General features: G+C 60.8%; 16 protein-coding genes. 2 read left to right on the top strand and 14 right to left on the bottom strand.

Going from position 1 to position 20,074, the window contains the following annotated elements; all coding sequences use genetic code 11:
• Positions 1-71: 71 nt before the first annotated feature.
• Positions 72-1,343 carry an O-acetylhomoserine aminocarboxypropyltransferase/cysteine synthase family protein gene (locus AKL27_RS02665; protein ID WP_050461123.1) on the bottom strand — a complete coding sequence of 424 codons (1,272 nt, stop codon included), beginning with the start codon at positions 1,341-1,343 and terminating at the stop codon, positions 72-74.
• Between the two features lie 386 nt (positions 1,344-1,729).
• On the opposite strand from AKL27_RS02665, the gene AKL27_RS02660 reads away from it, so the two are divergent.
• On the top strand, positions 1,730-2,764 hold the full coding sequence (locus AKL27_RS02660; protein ID WP_198155862.1) for an extracellular solute-binding protein: 1,035 nt from the start codon (positions 1,730-1,732) through the stop codon (positions 2,762-2,764).
• 30 nt (positions 2,765-2,794) lie between these two features.
• Here the strand turns inward: AKL27_RS02660 and AKL27_RS02655 are convergent, their stop codons facing one another.
• The 13 genes from AKL27_RS02655 to AKL27_RS02595 form a co-directional block, all read right to left on the bottom strand.
• Entirely contained in the window at positions 2,795-4,294 is a 1,500-nt protein-coding gene (locus AKL27_RS02655; RefSeq protein ID WP_050461119.1) for a PhoPQ-activated pathogenicity-related family protein, read from the bottom strand.
• A gap of 190 nt (positions 4,295-4,484) precedes the next feature.
• Positions 4,485-5,318, bottom strand: coding sequence for a M15 family metallopeptidase (locus AKL27_RS02650; RefSeq protein WP_083438823.1), 834 nt, complete (start codon positions 5,316-5,318; stop codon positions 4,485-4,487).
• 72 nt (positions 5,319-5,390) lie between these two features.
• Positions 5,391-6,806, bottom strand: a complete 1,416-nt coding sequence (locus tag AKL27_RS02645; RefSeq protein ID WP_050461118.1) for an efflux transporter outer membrane subunit — start codon at positions 6,804-6,806, stop codon at positions 5,391-5,393.
• Positions 6,807-6,808: 2 nt separating this feature from the next.
• Positions 6,809-8,764 (bottom strand): MacB family efflux pump subunit, encoded by a 1,956-nt coding sequence (locus tag AKL27_RS02640; protein WP_232310881.1) that lies wholly within the window; start codon positions 8,762-8,764, stop codon positions 6,809-6,811.
• On the bottom strand, positions 8,752-9,933 hold the full coding sequence (locus tag AKL27_RS02635) for an efflux RND transporter periplasmic adaptor subunit (RefSeq protein WP_050461115.1): 1,182 nt from the start codon (positions 9,931-9,933) through the stop codon (positions 8,752-8,754). The genes AKL27_RS02640 and AKL27_RS02635 overlap by 13 nt, the downstream gene beginning before the upstream one ends.
• Positions 9,933-10,586 carry a hypothetical protein gene (locus AKL27_RS02630; RefSeq protein ID WP_050461113.1) on the bottom strand — a complete coding sequence of 218 codons (654 nt, stop codon included), beginning with the start codon at positions 10,584-10,586 and terminating at the stop codon, positions 9,933-9,935. The genes AKL27_RS02635 and AKL27_RS02630 overlap by 1 nt, the downstream gene beginning before the upstream one ends.
• Before the next feature lie 132 nt (positions 10,587-10,718).
• Positions 10,719-11,081, bottom strand: a complete 363-nt coding sequence (locus AKL27_RS02625; RefSeq protein ID WP_050461111.1) for a DUF3325 domain-containing protein — start codon at positions 11,079-11,081, stop codon at positions 10,719-10,721.
• A complete protein-coding gene (locus tag AKL27_RS02620; RefSeq protein ID WP_083438822.1) occupies positions 11,078-12,730 on the bottom strand; it encodes a PepSY-associated TM helix domain-containing protein in 1,653 nt (550 codons plus the stop codon). The genes AKL27_RS02625 and AKL27_RS02620 overlap by 4 nt, the downstream gene beginning before the upstream one ends.
• Positions 12,730-13,062, bottom strand: coding sequence for a hypothetical protein (locus AKL27_RS02615; protein WP_050461107.1), 333 nt, complete (start codon positions 13,060-13,062; stop codon positions 12,730-12,732). The genes AKL27_RS02620 and AKL27_RS02615 overlap by 1 nt, the downstream gene beginning before the upstream one ends.
• 17 nt (positions 13,063-13,079) lie before the next feature.
• Entirely contained in the window at positions 13,080-15,458 is a 2,379-nt protein-coding gene (gene fhuE, locus AKL27_RS02610) for a ferric-rhodotorulic acid/ferric-coprogen receptor FhuE (protein WP_083438821.1), read from the bottom strand.
• A 224-nt stretch (positions 15,459-15,682) separates the two neighbouring features.
• The gene (locus tag AKL27_RS02605) at positions 15,683-16,678 is read right to left on the bottom strand and encodes a FecR domain-containing protein (RefSeq protein WP_232310877.1); all 996 of its coding nucleotides are present in this window, start codon (positions 16,676-16,678) and stop codon (positions 15,683-15,685) included.
• On the bottom strand, positions 16,675-17,211 hold the full coding sequence (locus AKL27_RS02600) for a sigma-70 family RNA polymerase sigma factor (protein WP_269749177.1): 537 nt from the start codon (positions 17,209-17,211) through the stop codon (positions 16,675-16,677). Before AKL27_RS02600 ends, AKL27_RS02605 begins: the two co-directional genes overlap by 4 nt.
• A 187-nt stretch (positions 17,212-17,398) precedes the next feature.
• Complete coding sequence (locus AKL27_RS02595; protein ID WP_083438820.1) at positions 17,399-18,748, bottom strand: MFS transporter; 1,350 nt, start codon at positions 18,746-18,748, stop codon at positions 17,399-17,401.
• A 298-nt stretch (positions 18,749-19,046) separates the two neighbouring features.
• Between AKL27_RS02595 and cyoA the strand changes: the two genes are divergently transcribed.
• Entirely contained in the window at positions 19,047-20,024 is a 978-nt protein-coding gene (gene cyoA / locus AKL27_RS02590) for a ubiquinol oxidase subunit II (RefSeq protein ID WP_050461101.1), read from the top strand.
• Positions 20,025-20,074: the final 50 nt, after the last annotated feature.

Below are 20,074 nucleotides of genomic sequence, written 5' to 3'. Positions count from 1 at the left end.
TCCTCAATTTTCAAGACCTGATCGCCGCTTGCGGAAGCGATCAGGTTTGTCCTGCTGCTGCCGTGGTGTGCTTATGCCGCAGCCAGTGCCTGCTCCAGATCGGCCAGCAAATCATCGATATGCTCAATGCCGATCGACAGCCGCACCGTATCTTCGGTGACGCCGGCCTTGACCAATTCTTCCGGATTCAATTGACGATGCGTCGTCGAAGCCGGATGGCATGCCAGTGACTTGGCATCGCCGATATTGACCAGGCGCGTAAACAACTTCAGTGCATCCTGGAAACGGGTGCCGCCGGCCAGACCGCCCTTGACGCCAAACGTCAGAATGCCGGACGGACGACCGCCCAGATATTTCTGCGCCAGCGCATGGTCGGGATGGTCCGGCAAACCGGCGTAGTTGACCCACTGTACCTTGGCATGCTGTTGCAGGAACTGGGCAATGTGCGCGGTGTTGGAAGTGATGCGTTCCATGCGCAGCGCCAGTGTTTCAATCCCTTGCAGGATCAGGAAGGCATTGAATGGCGAAATCGCCGCGCCGGTATTGCGCAGCGGCACCACACGCGCACGTCCGATATAGGCGGCGGCACCGAGCGCTTCGGTGTAGACCACGCCGTGGTAGGACACGTCCGGCTCATTGAGGCGCTTGAATTTTTGCTTGTGCTCGGCCCACGGGAATTTGCCGGAATCGACAATCGCGCCGCCCAGCGAGTTGCCATGGCCGCCCAGATATTTGGTCAGCGAATGGACCACGATGTCAGCGCCGAAATCGATCGGACGCAGCAGGTAAGGCGAAGGCACGGTGTTGTCGACAATCAGCGGCACGCCATGGCGGTGCGCAATCTCGGCGATCTTTTCGATGTCGGTGATATTGCCGAGCGGATTGCCGATGGATTCGACGAAGACGGCTTTGGTCTTGTCATCGATCAGCTTGCCGAAGGATTCCGGATCGCGATAGTCGGCGAAGCGGGTTTCGATGCCGAACTGTGGCAGCGTATGCGCAAACAGATTGTAAGTGCCGCCGTACAGGGTCGAGGCCGAGACGATGTTGTCGCCGGCTTCGGCAATAGTCTGGATCGCATACGTGATCGCGGCCTGGCCGGACGCCAGTGCCAGCGCGGCGATACCGCCTTCGAGTTCGGCCACGCGCTTTTCCAGTACATCCTGAGTCGGATTCATGATGCGCGTGTAGATATTGCCGGCCACTTTCAGATCGAACAGATCAGCACCATGCTGGGTATCGTCAAACGCGTACGAAACGGTCTGATAAATCGGCACCGCTGCGGCCTTGGTGGTCGGGTCAGGGGAGTAGCCGCCATGAACGGCAATAGTCTCAAGTCGCATTGAAGCGCCTTCCTTGATAAAAGTTATAGTCGGAACGGGGGATTGTAGCGGACGATCCACATATCCGCACCTGTGAATGAACGCCGGTGCGTCGTACGAAACCGATGCAGGGCATCCATGATAGAGACAAGGCCGGTGGCAGCACAAGGAAGGAAAGCGCATATCGATATGCGCTGCCGTTGCCGGCCTCGGGCAGCCAGAGATATTGTTCGGCACTGCCGCCGAGATGTGCGGGATAACCGGATCGATTTTTGTGGACAAACCGGAATTGATTTTTCTTTACACGCATTGGCCATGCGCAGCGACAAAAGCAGATGCTACATTGGTGGCGTGCAGCGAACAGCAGGCTGCGCAACATGCCAACCGAATCCGCTCCAAGGTGCTCTATGAAATGTCGAACCATGTTGTTGTCGCTGATGCTGTCCGCACTATTGCCCTTGCCGCTGCCGGCGATGGCCGGTGAAACGCTGGTCGTGGCCGGCCTTGGCGGTGCTGCTGCGGTGCTCGTCAAAAACCGCCTGATACCTGAATTCGAACAGAAATTCGGCGTCACGGTGCTTTACTATCCGGAAAATTCAGCCGAAGCCTTACAGCGCTTGCGCACGGATCAGCAGCGCGGCACCGATACTGACGTTGCTTTCATGGATGACAGTTTGATGGAGCAGGCGGTGGACGAAAAATTGTGCGGGAAAATCAGCGCCGATGTGACGCACGGGTTCGACGCGGCAGCGCATTTCCACGACAATCGGGCGGCAGGGATTGGCCTGGTCGCGCTCGGCCTGATGTACAACAAAAAACTGTTTGCCGATAACAAATGGCCGGCACCGGCTTCGTGGCGCGATTTGGCCGATCCGAAGTTCAGCGGCCGGGTCAGTCTGGCGTCGCCCAAAAACGGCTACGGTCTGACTACCTTGTTGGCGCTGGCCCACGTCAACGGTGGCGTGAATGACAAAGGCATGGATGCTGCATTCAACATGATCCGCAACGCGGTGTTGCCATTGACACCGGGTCTGGCGAATACGCCGGCGACATTATTGACCATGTTTCAGTCGGAACAGATCGTCATGGTGCCGTGGGGCAGTATCCGGGCCCAGCAACTGGCAGCGGAAAGCGGCATGCCGGTGGGCATCGCGTATCCGCGCGAAGGCGTGCCCACGGTGCTGGTGGCGGTGTGTCCGGTAGCGGCCGGCAAGCGGCAGGCACTGGCGCAGGCGTTTGTCGACACGGTGTTGTCGGCACCGGCACAAAAGCTGTTTGCCGATGAAGTGGGGCTGCTGCCGCTGCGCAAAGATATGCCGGTCAGACCAAACGGTTTCATCCCGGCCGGTATCACACCGATCGCCATCGACCAGCAATTCGTGATCCGCAATCGCAGCAACTGGAACCAGCGCTGGACCAAAGAGATCGGCCCTCTGGATTGAGCGCGGATTTGCGCGCAGATGACAGTCTGTTCACGGCGCGTCGGGAATCGTCTTGCAGGTCGGCCCGGACGATGGCGGCGGCGTGGCGGGATAGGTCTGCGGCAAGATGCGCACCGGTGTCGTCACGACGAAACCATCAGAAAATTGCGCTTCGACAAACGTGGCTTTCCAGCCGGTAGCCGGCGCGCTGAGTTGCACCGCGATATGCTGCGCCGCGCGCAGCGGTGTGGAGTGATAGCGGATGCCGCAGGCAAAGCGGAAATCACGCGCGGCCGGATTGCTGGCACTCCATTGCTGCACCCTGACCGGTGTTTCCGAGAAGCTGATTTGCAGCAGCTGGCTGTCCTGTCCCGGCGACGCCGGATCCCTGATCCGTTGTGTCTGGACAGTCGGCAGCGCCACGCCATGCTGCAGGCGATTGATGAACGTGATCAATGATGTTTCCACATATGCCCTGATGCCGTAGTGACTGGAGTTCGGTACCATCCGCAAGGCCTGCTCGCCGGGTAGCTTATCGACATAGAATTGTGTATTGTCCGGCACGAAAAAGTCATCGCCACTGGCATTGACGATGTACTTGGGGATCGAAAGCCGGGCCGCATGCGGGCTGTCGAGATAACGCAAGGGATCCTGAATCCGCAGCAGCTGGTCGAATTGCGGCGTCTTGCGCCGGACCGTAATGCCGTCACGCTGATAATCGCCAAACGCCAGCGGCCAATTGCCGCCATACGTCTGCCGGGTATGTTCCAGTACCTGATCCGTGCCGAGAATATCAATCACGAATGGCACTATCGCTTCAATACGGGTATCGGCCAGTGTCGCCAGCCAACTGGCCCAGGCACGCTTGGAAGCGCCGGCGGCAATAAAGCTGTGGATATGCCAAGGCTGCAATTCCTGTTGCGCCAGATCCATGGTTTTTACAATCGCTGCCATCATCGGCACGTGCAAGGGCATGAATGGCCGGGTCTCCGGTGCCTGCAAAAACAATGCCCAGCTGTGCGCCACGCTGCTGTCTTCGCGGCGCGCCACGCCATCATCGGCATAGTGCAGGTACTGGTTGGGAATATTGCTGACGGCAATGACGATGGTTCTGGTTTGGCGGGCCACCGTCAGCGCCATGGCTTCGGTGAAGTCGGAAGGGACCTGGGGGCCGCTGCCGCTGATATTGACGCTGTTGGTGCCGTTGTTGGCGACCAGCAGCGCCTTGCCGGGCAAGGCATCGGCCGGAATATAGATAGTGACCTCGTGTTGCCAGTCCGCCGGCGTCACCAACTGGTGCGGCGACCAGTGCTGGGAAGTCAGTGCAAAGCTGCGCTTTTCCACGCCCGGCAACTGCGTGGTTTCCCCGGCGACATAGTGCAGCGGCTCCTTTGCCTGGGCGGCGCGATAACAGGTGAGGACCTCGCTGAAGCGCTGCTGGTGCGCGTCAAAACATTGCTGCGCCACAGCGGACGTGTCGGGCGCGGTGGTACTGCAGCCGGTCAGAAAGCACAGGGATAGCAGCGCAGCACAGGGGGACCAACGATTCATTGCCAACTCCGGTAGATCTGTCAATGCAGGATGCCAATGGCAGAGACGTTTGATCGCGATGAAAACAGTGTTTTATCGAGATCGAAGTGGCGATGATGAGAGAAAAAAAGAAAATATTAAATAGAATAAATTCTATTTAACTTGAGGATGCGATACACCTGCGCCGTTATCCGGCACAGGGACGCCGGTCTTAGCGCTGCACCTGTGCTGCGCACGTCGCACGTTTTTTTGCAGGATCGGTCTCGCTGCTCTGTGCGGTACAGTCGCGATAGCGTTGCGCGTAGCGGTCAAAGTTGTCGCGCGCGACCTCCGGCGTTTTCTGCAACAGGTCGTTGATGTAAGTGCGGCTGCCGATTTCGAAGTGCTGGTAATCGACAGGGAAATTCCAGTCGCCGCCCCAGATCAGGAACCCGTGGCGCGCGAAAATATCCAGCACCAACTCCGCCATGCCGCTGCGCGGGGCTTTACCGGCGCGCGTTTCGCTGCGATTGACGAAAGTCTTGGCGCTGTCCGGCGGCAGGATGGTGGCGTGGCCTTCATCGTCGAATGCCAGATAGGGATTTTGTACCGGGTTGATATCGATGGCGACGCCGTAAGCATGCTTGGACCAGTCGCCACCACCGGTAATAGGGCGGCCATTGAAGGCAGAGGTATTATTGTCGCGCATGGCGGCCTGGTCATCGCCTTTGTAATACTCCATCAGCCGCGCTTTTCCGAGCGGAAAGCCGTGCGTCTTCAAATCGGCAAAAATACCGGCCGTCTGCGTGGCCACGACGTCAAGCACCACCACATTGCCGGTGCCGGTTGTGCCTTCAAAATCGACATAGTCGAAATTGACCCGGCGCAGACGTTCGCACGGCACCGGATTGTCATCCTGGATGACTTGCGCGGCGCGCATCCGGGCGCAATCTTCGGCCGTGACCGGGAGTACCCTGGCGGCTGAGGGTCGCGGGTCGGCGTGGGTGCAGGATGTCAGCAACAGCACACAAAAGAGGAACAGAATGGGGCGCACAGCAACCGGCATGGTCATCTCCGTGATGAATGAAAGCGGTAGACCGGCAGCTGTCCGCTTTGGTTCAGCGCAGACAGCCGGCGATCAGGATGCTGGCGGTTGCCAGCCGCCGCCAAGCGCCTTGAACAACGCTACCGAGGCTTGCAGGCGCGCCTGTTGCAGCTGGGTCGCGACATCTTGCGCCGCGTACAGCGTGCGCTGTGTGTCCAGCAATGTCAACAATGTTTCGGCACCGGCACGGTAGCGGGCCTGCGCCAAAGCAAATGCGGTACGCGCCTGGGTCACTTCGTCCTGTTGCAAGCGGCGCTCGGTATCGATACTGGCGACGGCGTTGAGCGCATCTTCCACATCGGCGAAGGCGGCGATGATGCTGGCGCGGTATACCGCCAGCAATTCTTCCCGTTGCGCCCGCGCCAGATCGCGTCCGGCAGCGAGCCGGCCGGCATTGAAGATCGGCGCCGTCAAGCCAGCCGCCAGACTGTACAGCGGATTATCGAACACGGTATTGAGACGGTTGCTGCCGAGGCCGACTGCGGCACTCAGATTCAGACGCGGCAGCATGGCGGCGCGGGCCGCGCTGATATTGGCATCGGCGGCCGCCAGATCGGCTTCGGCGCGGGCGATGTCAGGCCGGCGCAGCAGCAAATCCGACGGCAGCATGGCGCTGATGGCCGGTTCGGTGAGCTGTTCGAATGTGCCGGCGCGCGGCCGTTGTTGCAGGGCGGTCAGTGGTGTCGCCAGCAATACCGCCAGCGCTGATTCGCTGTCGCGGATTTGCCTCGTCAGCACCGCCGCCGCACGTCGCTGGGCGGCAACCAGACCGCGCTGCTGGGCCAGTTCCAGCGGTGTCGCGGCGCCGGCGCGCTGACGCGCTGCCACCAGTTCCAGTATTCGTTCGGCGCTGCTCAGGTTGGCTTGGGCAATCAGCAAGCGTGCCTGTAATCCCTGTTGCGACAGCCACACCGAGGCGACGCCGGCGGTGACCGTAAGCCGCACGGTATCGCGCTCGAATGCAGCAGCTTGCAGGGTGGCGACGGCAGCGTCGCGCACGGCGCGATTGCGGCCCCAGAAGTCGACTTCATAGGTGGCTGCCAGACCCGCGCTGTAGGTATTGCCGAACGCCGTGTTGCCGCTGTCGAAGCGACCGTCGCGATTGGCACTGGCAGTCAGCGCCAGCTCGGGCAGCAGCGGTGCGCCGGCAATGCGCGCCTGCGCTTCGGCCTGGCGAACGCGGGCACTGGCGGCTGCGACATCCAGGCTCTGCTGCCGGGCCGCGACAACCACGGCATTCAATTCAGTGCTGCCAAAGCTTTGCCACCATTGCTGATCGACAGGCGATGGCGACAGCGCGGCACCGGCGTTGGTGCGCCAGGCCGCAGGCGTGGCTGGCGCACTTTGATCGCTGGCTGATGGCAGGCCGCTACAGCCGGTGACTATCGCTGCCAGCAACAGCCAAGGCAGGGGGCGCAAGCGCGATAAGGTGAAACGGGAATCTGACATAGTCATTCGCTTGCCAATGCAATAACCGGATCCAGCCGCGCCGCTTTGCGCGCCGGCATGAAACCGAAGATCAGGCCGGTTGCCACGGCGCAGGAAAAGGCGCCGATGATCGCGCGCAGGGAAAAGATCACCGGGACGTTCCACACCATCAGCAGCAGACCGATAGCCACACCGATGATGACGCCGGCAATGCCGCCGACCAGCGAGACCAGCACCGCCTCGGCCAGAAACTGGCGCATGATGTCGCGCTCGCGCGCGCCGGTGGCCATGCGGATGCCAATCTCGCGGGTGCGTTCGCGCACCGTCATCAGCATTACATTCATCACGCCGATCCCGCCGACCAGCAGTGAAATCGCCGCGATCAGACCGAGCATCAGGGTCATGGTACTTTCGGTTTCGGATTGCACGCGCACGGTCTCGGCGTGATTGTAGATGCGTACATCCTTGGCGCGGCGGCTTTTCTCCAGTGCCGCACTGATGGCTTCGGCGGTTTGATTGGCGTGTTTGGCATCGCCGATCTGCACCGCGATCCAGTTCGGATTGGTGTGGCCGTACAGCCGCGCGGCGGCAGTGGTGAGCGGCACGATCACGCGCTCATCCTGATCTTCACCGTTGCCGGCGCCTTTGCTGGTCAGGATGCCGATCACCTGGAACGGCACGCTGTCGATCAGGATGTCCTGACCGATCGGATCGCTGCCGTCGGCAAACAAGGCTTTGCGCACCGAGGTGCCGATCACGGCCACCTTGGCCAGACTGTCGAGATCGCTCTGGTCGAACAGGATGCCGTGACTGACACTCCAGTTCAGGGCTGCCGGAAAATCGGTCGTGGCGCCGCCGCCTTCGGTCTGATGATCGATATTGCCACGGCGCACCATCACCTGGCCTTCGATATACGGCATGGCGACGGTGACATTCGGTACCTGGCGAATGACATCGATGTCATCCAGTGTCAGCTTGCCGCTGCGGGCGCGGCTGCTTTGCGGCATCGGTGAGATATACATGGTGCGGGCGCCGAAAATTTCCATTTCCGCCATTACGCGTTGTTGCGAACCGGTGCCGACTGCCAGCATCACGATCACCGACGCCACGCCGATGATGATTCCCAGCAGCGTCAGTCCGGTACGAAAACGGTTGATCCACATCACGCGCCAGGCAGTGCGGCTGGCTTCACGCAGATCATCCCAGGCCGACGCGCCACCATCGCGCCCGGCCTGTTGCAGGTCGAGCGGCGGCAAATTGCTGACAGGCGCAGCGGCGCTGCCGGAGTCGGCCACGATCTGGCCATCCAGAATTTCAATCACGCGCCGCGCCTGCTGCGCCACCTTGCGATCATGCGTGATCAGAATGATGGTGTGACCGGCATCGGCCAATTCGTGCAGCAGCGCCATGACTTCGGCGCCGCTCTTGCTGTCGAGCGCACCGGTGGGCTCGTCGGCCAGAATGATGCGGCCGCCGTTCATCAACGCACGCGCAATCGATACCCGTTGCTGCTGGCCGCCAGACAATTGCGCCGGCCGATAGCCGAGCCGTTCGCCCAGTCCCAGTCGCTGCAACAAGGCAGCGGAGCGCGCGCGTCGTTCGGCTTCCGGCATGCCGGCGTAGATCGCCGGCACTTCCACGTTTTCACGCGCGGATTCGGAGGGAATCAGGTGATAGCCCTGAAATACGAAACCGAAGGCTTCACGCCGCAACCATGCCAGCGCATCGGCGTCGAGGCCGGCCACGTCATGGCCGTTGAAGCGATAGGTGCCGCCGCTCGGGCGGTCGAGGCAGCCGAGCAGGTGCATCAGGGTCGATTTGCCGGAGCCGGAGGCGCCGACAATCGCCACGAATTCACCGGCCGCAATCGACAGCGTGACGCCGCGCAGCACTTCCACCGCAGGCGCGCCATCCAGACCGCCATAGCGTTTGCGGATGTCTTGCAGTTCAATCAGCGGTACTGCGCTCAAAGCTTGAATCTCCGGGCGGCGTTACTGACCATGCGTTCACCGGTCACCAGTCGTTCACCTTCGCTGACGCCATCCAGCACTTCGCCATGCAGCCGGTTGCGCACGCCGATGCGGATCTCGCGCGCTTCGATCTTGCCCTCCTTGTTGAGAACCCGGCCACGATAGCGTCCGGCCTGGCCGGCTTGCGGTTGCAGTGCGGTCAGCGGCGCGCTCACCACATTGCGGGCGGCGGCGGTGACGAAGGTCACTTGCGTCGTCATTTGCGGCATCAGTTCGCCATCCGCGTTGGCGACATCGAACAGCACGGTGTACAACACCACCTTGCCGACGGCTGCGGCCGGCGGCGCGGAACCGCCTTTGCCTTCCGGCACCGGCGGCGACGGCAATACTTGCCGTACCTTGCTTGGCCAGCGGCGCCGCTCACCGCCGAGGGTGGTGAAATACACACTCATGTCCGGTTTGACGCGACGCACGTCGGCTTCCGACACTTCGGTCCAGACCGTCATGTGCGACAGGTCGGCAATGCGCAGGATATTCGGGGTCTGATAGGTGGCGTTGAGGGTCTGGCCTTCACGCGCCTCCAGCGACACCACGGTGCCGGCAATCGGTGCGTAGATACGGGTGTAACCGAGACGGGCTTCATCGCCTTTGAGATTGGCCTGATTTTGCTCAATCAGCGCGCGCAGATTGGCGACTCTGGCACTGGTACCGGCCACTGCCGCTTCGGCCTGTTGCACATCTTCATCGCGGGTGGCGCCGTCGCCGGCCATGCGCTGTTGCCGCGTCAGTTGCTGGCTGGCCAGACGCTGTTGCGCCTGCTGCTCGGCCAGTTGCGCGTGCAAGGCGGCCAGCGCTGCGCGGCCGGCATCCACCGTGGCCTGTGCCACGCTCGGGTCAATCTCGACCAGCAATTGTCCCTTGCGTACTTCGGCCCCCGGCTGTACGTGCAGGCGATTGATTTGTCCTGATACCTGCGCGCCGACATCCACATAGTGACGCGGCTGCAGGGTGCCGACGGCGGTGACCGCGGCTTCAATATCGGCCCGCCCCAGCGTGGTGGTTTCGTAGTGCAGCGCCGGGCGTGTGGCCCACCAGGCAACGGCGCCGCCAATCAATACCAGCACTACGGCGAGTACGCCAATCCGGCGTTGTCGCCAGCCAGATCTGGCGGCAGCCATTACGAACCCACCTCAAAACTGAGGGTGGCGGTGTGGTGCACATTCTCGTATTGCTTGCCGTCGACGGTGACGGAACCGTTCAGCCTGGCCGTGATTTCCAGCACGTACAAGCCGGGAAACGGCGTCGCCAGTGTGACTGCGCCGTCGGCCGTGGGCTTGAGCGTGCGCCGCCAGCCGGCGCTGGTCACGACATTGACTTGTGACGCCGGGACCACATTGCCTTTCCAGATCAGTTTGAAGGTATTGCCGTTGGCGGTAGTCGGTACCAGTTCCAGATCATTGACCGGTTTGGTTTCGGTACGGCCATAGCGGGCCTGATAATAATGCAGCACGCCATCGGCACTGACGCGGCTGGCCAGCACCCGTATATCGCCGCTGGCCGGTGCGGTGATCGCATAATCGCGGTCCTGCACCGCGAGCGGCAGATCCTTGCCATTGGCCATACCATCGGCCAAATACGCCCGCAGCGTTGTCAGGCCGCCGGCAGCCGGCGTCAATGGCCGTTCCAGTTCGCCGATATAGGCATGGGCACCATTGCCGTCGCGTTGCATCCAGATGTAATCGGCGCGCGCCGCTGCCGACCAGGCCATGGCAGTCGCGGCCGTCAACAGCAGCAGGGAGGTTTTGGTAACAACAGAACGGGTGGATCGCATGACAAACCTTGACGATGAAAATGAGGAAATGAAAGAGAGCGCGGCGCAAATAAATGCGCCGCTATTCATATGACGTTTGAGATGGCAAAAAAGGCCAGTGCCGGCGCAAATATATTTTGCGGCAAACCAACGTTACATATCGGCTTGCAACAACCAGACCGATCCGGCCAGTCCCAGCACCAGTCCGACCGAAGCCAGCCGCATGACATGGCGCGGCGCATAAGACAGCATGGCGGCCAGCAACAAGGCGGCAACGGCGAGCAAACCGGTCCATGCCAGCGTGCCGACGCCACCATGCCACAGCCAGACGCAAGGCAACAGCGCCAGCAACAGCAAGACACCGCCGACGATGCGCAAGTGGCGGCGTGGCCGCGCGCCGGTTTCATAGCCCAGCAACTGGCGCTGATGACGGTCCATCGCCAGGCACAGGGCGCTCATGCCGGCGTGGCACAGCAGCAGCGCCGAGCCGGTCGTGATGAGTGTGATCAGATTCATGGCTGGCCCTGCATGTGGCGTGTGTGTTTGACCGGCAGCGCCGCCGCCGGTCTGGTTTTTTGACGTACCTTCCAGGCCGCGCGCAACAACAGCGCACCGAACAACAGCGTGGTCAGTTCGACCGCGCCGCGCCCCCATTCACCCTGTGCAGCATAGACCAGCAAGTGCTGGCCGGTGGTCAGCCAGTTCAGCAGCGGCAGGCACAGGCACAGGATGGCGGTCAGCGTCAGTTGTTCGTACCAGGCCGGCAGCGCCGGGCGCAGCGCTGCATGCAGCAGTGTCAGCAGCCAGACTGCAAAGAAAGTCATGATTTCCCAGTCATGACGCTCATCCAGTGCCAGCGGCAGCAAGCGGTTGCCCCACAAATAGGCGACGCAAGCCAGCGCCAGACCGGCGATGGCGGCGACATTGAGAATCTCGATCAGCCGATACACCTGCGGCGTGGCGCGGCCGAATTCGCGCAAGGATTTCTGGCGGCGCTTGACCATGAACAGAATCGCGCCGGTCGCCATCATGGCGCTGCCGGCCAGGCCGCAAATGAAATACAGCCAGCGCACCGCAGGATCGGCAAACTTGACTTCATGCAGATCGGCCATGGTGCGCTGGCTGGCATCGCCGCTGCCGTCAGGTGCACTGTGCGGCAGATTGGTGGCGAGCAGCGCGCCGCTCACGCCATCGAAGGTCAGGAATCCGCGTGTGGTCAGAATGTGACGCGGTTGTTCGGCCTGATGGACCGCGCCATAGACTTTCACTTTCATGGCAGCATCGCCGGGATGGTCGATCACGACCGCGTAAGTCCAGCTGTTGAGCGCGGCTTCAGCTTGTTTGATCAAGGGGCCGAGTGCCGTCAGTTGCGCCGGCTGCCCCTGGCTGGCGGCGCTCGGTCCGAACTCGCTGACGGGCGTGCGCTGGCCGTTGAGCATGCCTTGTGCCAGTTGTGCCGCCGGCATATAGGTATAGACGCTGATGACCAGCCCGGTATAGGTAATCATGAACAGGAACGGCAGCGTCAGCACGCCCAGGGCATTGTGGGCATCGAGCCACGAACGCTGGCCTTTGCCGGGACGGAACGTGAAGAAATCCTTGAAGATGCGGCGATGCGTGACGATCCCCGATACCAGCGCCACCAGCATTGCCATCGAGGCGATGCCAACGATCCACAGGCCGACGGTTTCGGCATGCAGTTCGTGATGGAATTCGACGAAATGATTGCCGCCGGTGGTATCGCGCCCGGGGCGAGGCGGTTCCGGCACTTGTTCGCCGGTGCTCACCGACACCCGGCGGTCGGCGAACATGCCATGTTTATCGAGCCAGAACAAGCGTACGCTGTCCTCGCCGGCACGCGGCCAGATTTCCCACATATTGCTGTCGGGTGCGTACTTTGCGAGTTGCCGCAGGCCCTGATTGACGGCCGCTGCATGATCTTGCGGCGTCAGGTGCTGACCCGGCTGCACGGTGGCCGGATCGCCATCTGCCGTTTGCATGCGTTCCGGCTGCATCCACTGGGTAATCTGCGCATTGAATACGGACAGCGTACCGGTCAGGAAAATGGCGAACATCAGCCAGCAAAACCACAGGCTGCTCCAGGTGTGCAGCCACGCCATGCGTTGCCGGAAACCGGCGAACATCGGGGTTGATTGCATTGTCATTACGCACCGCCTGTCTGCGGCATGCCGGCAAAGGCAGCCAGCCCGAGTACCGGCAACATCAGCATCGCGGTGATCGCGAGCAGCACCAGCCACGCGCGCGTCAAATCACGATAGCCAAAGGCCAGAATCAGCGCCAGCGTAAATACCGCAAAACCGAGCTGGCCGCCGATCAGTACCGACTGACTGGCGTAACGCGAAAAAACCGCAGCGACCAAAGCGGCTGCGGCGGAGGCCAGCAAGTAGGCCGCGAAGATCACGGCCAGCTTGCTGAGTACGGTATGGTAAAAACTGCGCACCCTGATCAGGGTTGCGCCGGATGTCGCATCAGGCATTGTTACGCTTTCATATCCTAAAATTTGTAGCTGAGGGTTGCCATCAGATTGCGTGGCGTACCGAACTGACCTTGTCCCGCGAAGTTGCTGTAATACTTTTTGTCGAGCAAGTTATTGATATTGATTTGCCCCGATATTTTAGGGGTAAATGCATAGCGTGCCATCACATTGACGATGGTCAGTGATTGCTGTTCAAACGGCGCGCTGTTGTCGAACGGGTAGTAAGAACTGCTTTGCCAGTTGACACCGCCACCCACGGTCAGTGCACTCCAGGCACCCGGCAGGCGATAGGCAGTGAACAGATGAGCACGGGTCTGGGGCATCTCGGGGTTGATGCGTTGGTCTTTGGCATCCCTGGCGATGGCGAAGGAAACCCCGGCGACCAGATTCCAACCGGGTGCCAGTTCACCTGAAACCTCCGCTTCGAAGCCCTTGCTGACAACCCCTTTGGCCGTGGTGTAGGCATTGTCGGTGCTGCCTGGCACCAGCGTGTTGGGGTCCATCTGTCCGACATTGTCCTGCTCGATACGGAATACGCCAAAGGATGCATTGACGCGGCCATCGAGATACTCGGCCTTGATGCCGGCTTCATAGTTCTTGCCGGTGACCGGATCAAGAAATTTGCCGGTTTCATCGCGATAGCTTTGCGGTTGGAAAATTCCGGTGTAGCTGGCGTAGGCAGAATAGATACTATTGATATCAAAAATCAGGCCGGCGTACGGCGTGAATATTTTATGCTCACGTTGCTGACTGGCGACGCCGGTTTCCGACTTCCAGCGGCTGTAGCGGCCACCGACGATGAGCTTGAGCGGATCGCTCAACGACAGCCGTAATGCGCTATACAGGCCATCCTGAGTAATCCGTTCGCTGCCGGCTGAGGTTAGCGGGCCCCATGCCGGTTCCGGATAGGAACCGTCCCATTGATAGAAATTGCCGGTGCCAGGCGCGGTGCCGGGATTGTGATTGGCGCGATCAGTCTTGGCCTGACTGCGCGTTACGCCAACCACCAGCTCGTGCTTGCGGCCGAGCAGACTGAACGGACCGCTGGCCTGCAAGTCGAGACTGTTCTGGCGGAAACTGGTTTCGGTATAGTTGCGCAGGGCGCGCAAGCCGGTGCCGGTATTTTTATCGAGTGTGCCGAATAAATACAGCAGCTTGGCATCGTAATCGCTTTCGCGATGCGTGAGGTTGGCCTTGATTTTCCAGTCATTGTCGAAGCGATGTTCGAGATTGACGAACACCGTCTTGTTGGTGCTGTACCAGCGCGTCCAGTTGGCGGCCGTGGTCTTGGAGGTGTCCCAGTCGGTAAAACTGCCGTCGGTGAAACGCAGCGGTAAGCCTCCCCAGGTCGAGCCGGTCGGACGATTGGCCTGATAGTCGGCACCGATGCTGAGGGTGGTCGAGCGACTGAGATCGGCATCGATGACGCCATACATCACGCTTTTCTGTCCGTGATACAGGTCGACATGCGAATCGCGTTCTTCGCGCATGGCGATGAAACGGCCGCGCACGCTGCCATCGGCATTGAGCGGGGTCGACAAGTCGGCGCTGGCGCGATAGCGGTTCCAGGATCCAACGCCGGCCGACACTTCGCCGGTGAACACTTTACTGTTGGCATGCTTGCGCACCAGATTGATCGACGCCGACGGCTCGCCGGCACCGGTCAGCAAACCGGTGGCGCCGCGTACCACTTCAATGCGGTCATAGATGATGGAGTCGTTGCCGGACTCACCAAAGAACGACAAGCCGATGGAGGTCGGCACGCCATCGTATTGCAGATTGTCGATGTAAAAGCCGCGTGAGTAAAAGTCATTGCGGTCACTGTCGCTGCCGGTGACGGTGACACCGGTGACTTGCATCAGCACATCGCTCAGCGAGACCAGGCTCTGGTCATCGATTTGCTGGCGCGTGACCACGCTGACCGATTGCGGCGTATCGCGTGGCGACAGCGTCAGGCCAGTAGCGGCAGCGGTAGCCGGTGTGGTGTAGGCGCCGGTACCCTCGGTAACCACGCTGCGCTCGGCGGCGGCGCTGACCTTGATCTCCGGCAGCGCGCTATTGCTGGTGACCGGCGTGAAGGCCGCAGTATTGATCTTGCGCAAGACGAAGACATCCTTGCCCCGCGCCACGGCGGTCAGCCCGGTACCGGCCAGCAGTTGTTCAAAACCTTGCGTGACCGAGTGATTGCCGCGCAAGCCGGGGCTGTGCAAGCCGTCAGTCAATGCCGGATCGGCCGCCAAGGTGACGCCGGCGCTGCCGGCAAAACTGGACAAGGCCTGATGCAACGGTCCCGCCGCGATATTGTAGCTGCGGTTGGCATTGCCGGTGCTGCTGGCCGGCCGGCGCATGATGCCGGCGCCGGTGGTACGACGTGATGATGGTGAGGGGTGACGCATGATGAAAAGCTGTCCTTTCGCGGTGTCAGATGTCGTGCTTCCTATCTTGTCTGACCAACGAGTTGGCAAAAGGGGACATGCTTTTTTCAAATGGAATGATTTTTCTTGTGCCGCTTGCCGGTAACCGGCAGTGACGGTGGTCGTCATTGCATGGCGCTGCAACAAGCGGGGAGCCGGAGGGTGCAGATGACAGGACAGGTGAAAGGGCAAATATCGCTGCTGACTCATGCCGGCTGCAGCGTTACCCAGTAGCGGGTAACAAAGGTGGCGCGCAGCGGCAAGGATTCCACCAGTGCGGTCAGGATGGCGTCGGTATCGCGCAACTGAAATACGCCGGCCACCTGCAATTGTGCGACTGCCGGATCGCAACGCAGAATGCCGGGACGATAACGGGCGACTTCGGCCACGAATTCGCCGAGCCGCATGCGTTCGACGTACAGGGTGCCGCCGCTCCAGGCATCGGCATGCGGTGTCAGCGGCTGCAAGCCGTCGCCATGGTGCTGATTGAACGTGGATTGCTGATCGGTGCCGACAATATAGCGTGCCGCCGCGTTGGCGCGCGGCGTGACTTCCACCGCACCTTGCAATACTGCCACCGAGCTGCTTTTTTCATGCTGGCGCACGACAAAACGGGTACCGAGTGCGCGCAGGCTGCCGTGATTGTCTTCTACGATAAAAGGGCGCGCTGGTGTTTGCGGGTCGGGCGCGGTCTGAATCAGGATTTCACCACTGCGCAATATCAGGCGCCGGGTCTGACCATCGAAGGCTATATCCACCGCGGTGCCGGTATTGAGGGTGAGCCGGGTGCCATCGATCAGCGTGATCTGGCGCTGTTCGCCGGTGGCGGTGCGCTGCTGTGCGGTCCACTCTTGCCACGGTGTATTGCGCCAGGCAACCCAGGTCAGCGGGCCGGCGGCAATCATCAGCGTCAGCGCCTTGAGTGTGGCGCGCCGGTTGTTTTGTGCGGCCTGGCGCAAGGTGGGGGCGCCCAGTGCTGCCGGCACCAGGCCGAATTTACGGCTGATCTGTTCTGCCCGTTGCCAGGCAAATTCGTGGTCCGGGTGACTGGCGCGCCAGCGGGCGCAGGCTTGATGGTCGGCGTCACTCATGTCGCCGGCATGCAAGCGCATCAGCCATTGTGCTGCAGCTTTGGCTGCCGCCGGCGTGACACTGTCGCCGGCATGACGAGCTGGCGCAGCGATGGAATGTGCGGTATTCACAAGCTGTCCGCCGCCAGCAGCAGGCAATGTTCGAATGCGCTTGCCATATAACGTTTTACCGTGCGTTCGGTGACATCCATCTGGCGCGCAATTTCGCCGTAAGTCAGGCCTTCCAGTTGCGACAGTAAAAACGCTTCGCGCGCCTTGACCGGCAAACCGTCCAGCATGGCATCGATTTCGTGCAGGGTTTCGAGGATGATCATGCGCGCCTGCGGCGACATGGCTTGCGGCTCGGGCAGGGTGGCCAGCACTTCCAGATAGGCTTGTTCCAGCGATTGCCGGCGCACATGATTGATCAGCAAGCGGTGCGCAATCGTGGTCAGGTAGGCGCGCGGTTCGAGCAAGGTTTGCTGGCGCTGGCTTTTATGCTGATCGAGAATCCGGACGAAGGTGTCCTGTGCCAGATCGACCGCCTGGTCGGCGCCGTTCAGCTTGCGCCGCAACCAACTGACCAGCCAGCGGTGGTGGTCGCAGTAGAGCGTGTGCACTTCGTGATGCCCGATCGACGTTGCTGCTGACTCTGCCACCGACACTGCGGTCTCCATGGATGTAAATAAGAATTATTCCTATTTTAGGCGAGCAGGGTCTACTTAGGCAATCTCAAATTAATTCGATGGCAGCGGATTGGGCAAGATGCGACAGAACGCGTAGCGCGGGCAAAAAAACGGGGTTGTCAGAACGTCATTCTGACAACCCCGCAGTATGGAGGTACGCGGCAGATCAGTCGCGAATTTCCAGGGCCCGGTTCAGGCTCAGTGCCGCCAGCGAGCAAACCGCACCGGACAGCAGGTAAAAGCTGACATAGGCCAGGCCGAAGTGGGCCGACAGTCCGAGCGCTACCAGCGGTGCGAAACCGGCGCCGACCAGCCACGACAGATCGGAAGTCAGGGCCGCGCCGGTGTAGCGATACTTGGCCGGGAAATTGGCCGTCACGGCACCGGCCGCTTGTCCGTAGGACAGGCCCAGCAAGCCGAAGCCGATCAGAATGAAGGTGTCCTGACCCACATCGCCGCCATTCATCAGGGTCGGGATGAAGGCGCTGAGCGCGGCAATCAGAATGGCGGTGGCACCCAGTGTGGTGCGGCGGCCGAAGCGGTCAGCGATCAGGCCCGATACGACCACGCCCAGCGCCATGATGGCGGCACCGATGACCTGAATTACCATGAACTCGCTGAGCGGACGCAGCGAATACAGCGTGATCCACGACAGCGGGAACACGGTTACCAGATGGAACAGGGCGTAACTGGCCAGGGCAGCCAGCGCACCGATGATCAGATTGCGACCCTGCGAACGCACCATCTCGACGGCACCGGTCGGCTCCAGTTCGCGCTCATTGAGCAGGCGCGCATATTCCGGTGTCGACACCAGGCGCAGGCGGGCAAACAGCGCTACCACATTGATGGCGAAGGCAACATAGAACGGATAGCGCCAGCCCCAGTCGAGAAACTCTTCCGTGGTCAGGTCGCTCAGCAGATAGGCAAACAGGCCACCGGCAATCATGAAGCCCACTGGTGCACCGAGCTGGCCCAGTGCCGCATACCAGCCGCGCTTGTTTTTCGGCGCATTGAGCGCCAGCAGCGACGGCAGACCGTCCCATGAACCGCCGAGCGCAATGCCCTGACCGATACGCAGGAACGACAGCAGCACGATGGCGGCAAAGCCGAGATGTTCGTAAGTTGGCAGGAAAGCGATGCCAGCCGTGGATATGCCGAGCACGAACAGCGCCAGCGTCAGTTTGACCTCACGTCCGTGGCGACGCTGAATCGCCATGAAGATGACGGTGCCGAACGGCCGTGCCAGAAAGGCAAAGGCAAAAATGACGAAGGCATAGAGCGTACCTTCGAGACGTTGTTCAAACGGAAAGAATACCGATGGAAACACCAGTACCGAGGCCATTGCGTAGACGAAGAAGTCGAAATATTCCGAAGCGCGTCCGATCACCACGCCGATGGCGATTTCGCCGGGCGCAATTTCGGCATGGCCGGGCGCGCTGTGCGCACCGCCACCGATATTGGTGTTGTGAGGGAGATCGGCGCTGAGGTCGCCGTTAGAAATATGAATGCCTGACATGATAAGGGTCTCTCAAATTGGGTTTCGGTCGGTGAACGCGCCTGAACCATCCTGATTTAGCACTCGTACTGCCTTGCTGCTGCTTGCCGCCAATCCTTGCCGGTAGTGCCTTGCAGCGCACCGGGATCAGCATGAAGCCGGGCGCAGCTGGCATATATGCTACTGCGCCTGAAAGTAAAATATATCTGCTTTGGCGGCACTGTTGCAAAATCAGGGTAGGACAAAACGTCCAATCGCCAACACACTTTAGTGGGTGTACATTAGCACGATCTGATAGTTTCGACTGGACTTTTACTCCATGGCTTCCTTAATTCCCCGTCGCGCACTGCTCCTCTTGCCCGCGCTTTTATTGGCCGGGTGCAATACGGTGTTGATGAACCCCTCGGGGGATATTGCCTCGCAACAAGGCCGCCTGATCGTGGTCTCGACCTTGCTGATGCTGCTGGTGATCGTGCCGGTGATTGCTCTGACCATCCTGTTTGCATGGCGCTACCGCAAAAATAATACCAAGGCTGTCTATGATCCCGAGTGGGATCATTCGACTCAGCTCGAACTGGTGATCTGGGGCGCGCCGCTGCTGATCATCATTGCACTCGGGCTGCTGACCTGGATCAGCACCCATACGCTCGATCCCTACCGCGCGCTGTCGCGCCTCGATGAAAATCGTCCGATTCCGGCGTCGACCAAGACCATGACCGTGGAAGTGGTGGCGCTCGACTGGAAGTGGCTGTTCATTTATCCGGAGCAGGGCATCGCTACCGTCAATGAACTGGCGGCACCGGTCGATGTGCCGATCCGCTTCAAGATTACCGCGTCGTCGGTCATGAACTCGTTCTTCATTCCGGCACTGGCCGGGCAGATCTACGCCATGCCGGGCATGGAAACCACGCTGCACGCGGTGATCAACAAACCGGGCGAGTTTGACGGCTTTTCGGCCAACTACAGCGGCGCCGGCTTCTCGGGCATGCGCTTCAAGTTCCACGGCATGAGCCAGGAAGGTTTCGACAACTGGGTCAAGACCGCCAAGGCCAACGGCAGCGGACTCAAGCGCGCCGATTATATCGAACTCGAAAAACCGAGCGAACGTGATCCGGTGAAACACTACGGCAGCGTTGACCCCAGTTTGTTCCACGCCATCGTCAACCGTTGCGTTGCAGCGGGGCAGGTGTGCATGGACAAGATGATGATGACCGACCTCAACGTCAAGGAAGCCAAGGCTGCCGGCGCTGAAGCACCGGCCGAAGCCGGCAGCCATGGCGGCAAGCACCATGAATGATGCAGGCAAAGAATGCAGCAGCCCGGGTGCGCACGGCCAGTGTGAGCGCG

Source organism: Herbaspirillum autotrophicum (assembly GCF_001189915.1).
GTDB lineage: Bacteria > Pseudomonadota > Gammaproteobacteria > Burkholderiales > Burkholderiaceae_D > Herbaspirillum > Herbaspirillum autotrophicum.
The sequence above is the reverse complement of the archived record's forward strand: the minus strand, read 5'-3'. Positions and strand labels throughout refer to the sequence as shown.

Excerpts from the sequence above, each read along its gene's own strand:
- AKL27_RS02615 (WP_050461107.1), bottom strand. The coding sequence starts at position 13,062 with ATGCCTGATGCGACATCCGGCGCAACCCTGATCAGGGTGCGCAGTTTT.
- cyoA (WP_050461101.1), top strand. The coding sequence starts at position 19,047 with ATGGCTTCCTTAATTCCCCGTCGCGCACTGCTCCTCTTGCCCGCGCTT.
- AKL27_RS02660 (WP_198155862.1), top strand. The coding sequence starts at position 1,730 with ATGAAATGTCGAACCATGTTGTTGTCGCTGATGCTGTCCGCACTATTG.
- AKL27_RS02630 (WP_050461113.1), bottom strand. The coding sequence starts at position 10,586 with ATGCGATCCACCCGTTCTGTTGTTACCAAAACCTCCCTGCTGCTGTTG.
- AKL27_RS02625 (WP_050461111.1), bottom strand. The coding sequence starts at position 11,081 with ATGAATCTGATCACACTCATCACGACCGGCTCGGCGCTGCTGCTGTGC.
- AKL27_RS02595 (WP_083438820.1), bottom strand. The coding sequence starts at position 18,748 with ATGTCAGGCATTCATATTTCTAACGGCGACCTCAGCGCCGATCTCCCT.
- fhuE (WP_083438821.1), bottom strand. The coding sequence starts at position 15,458 with ATGCGTCACCCCTCACCATCATCACGTCGTACCACCGGCGCCGGCATC.
- AKL27_RS02645 (WP_050461118.1), bottom strand. The coding sequence starts at position 6,806 with ATGTCAGATTCCCGTTTCACCTTATCGCGCTTGCGCCCCCTGCCTTGG.
- AKL27_RS02655 (WP_050461119.1), bottom strand. The coding sequence starts at position 4,294 with ATGAATCGTTGGTCCCCCTGTGCTGCGCTGCTATCCCTGTGCTTTCTG.
- AKL27_RS02620 (WP_083438822.1), bottom strand. The coding sequence starts at position 12,730 with ATGACAATGCAATCAACCCCGATGTTCGCCGGTTTCCGGCAACGCATG.
- AKL27_RS02665 (WP_050461123.1), bottom strand. The coding sequence starts at position 1,343 with ATGCGACTTGAGACTATTGCCGTTCATGGCGGCTACTCCCCTGACCCG.
- AKL27_RS02650 (WP_083438823.1), bottom strand. The coding sequence starts at position 5,318 with ATGCCGGTTGCTGTGCGCCCCATTCTGTTCCTCTTTTGTGTGCTGTTG.
- AKL27_RS02635 (WP_050461115.1), bottom strand. The coding sequence starts at position 9,933 with ATGGCTGCCGCCAGATCTGGCTGGCGACAACGCCGGATTGGCGTACTC.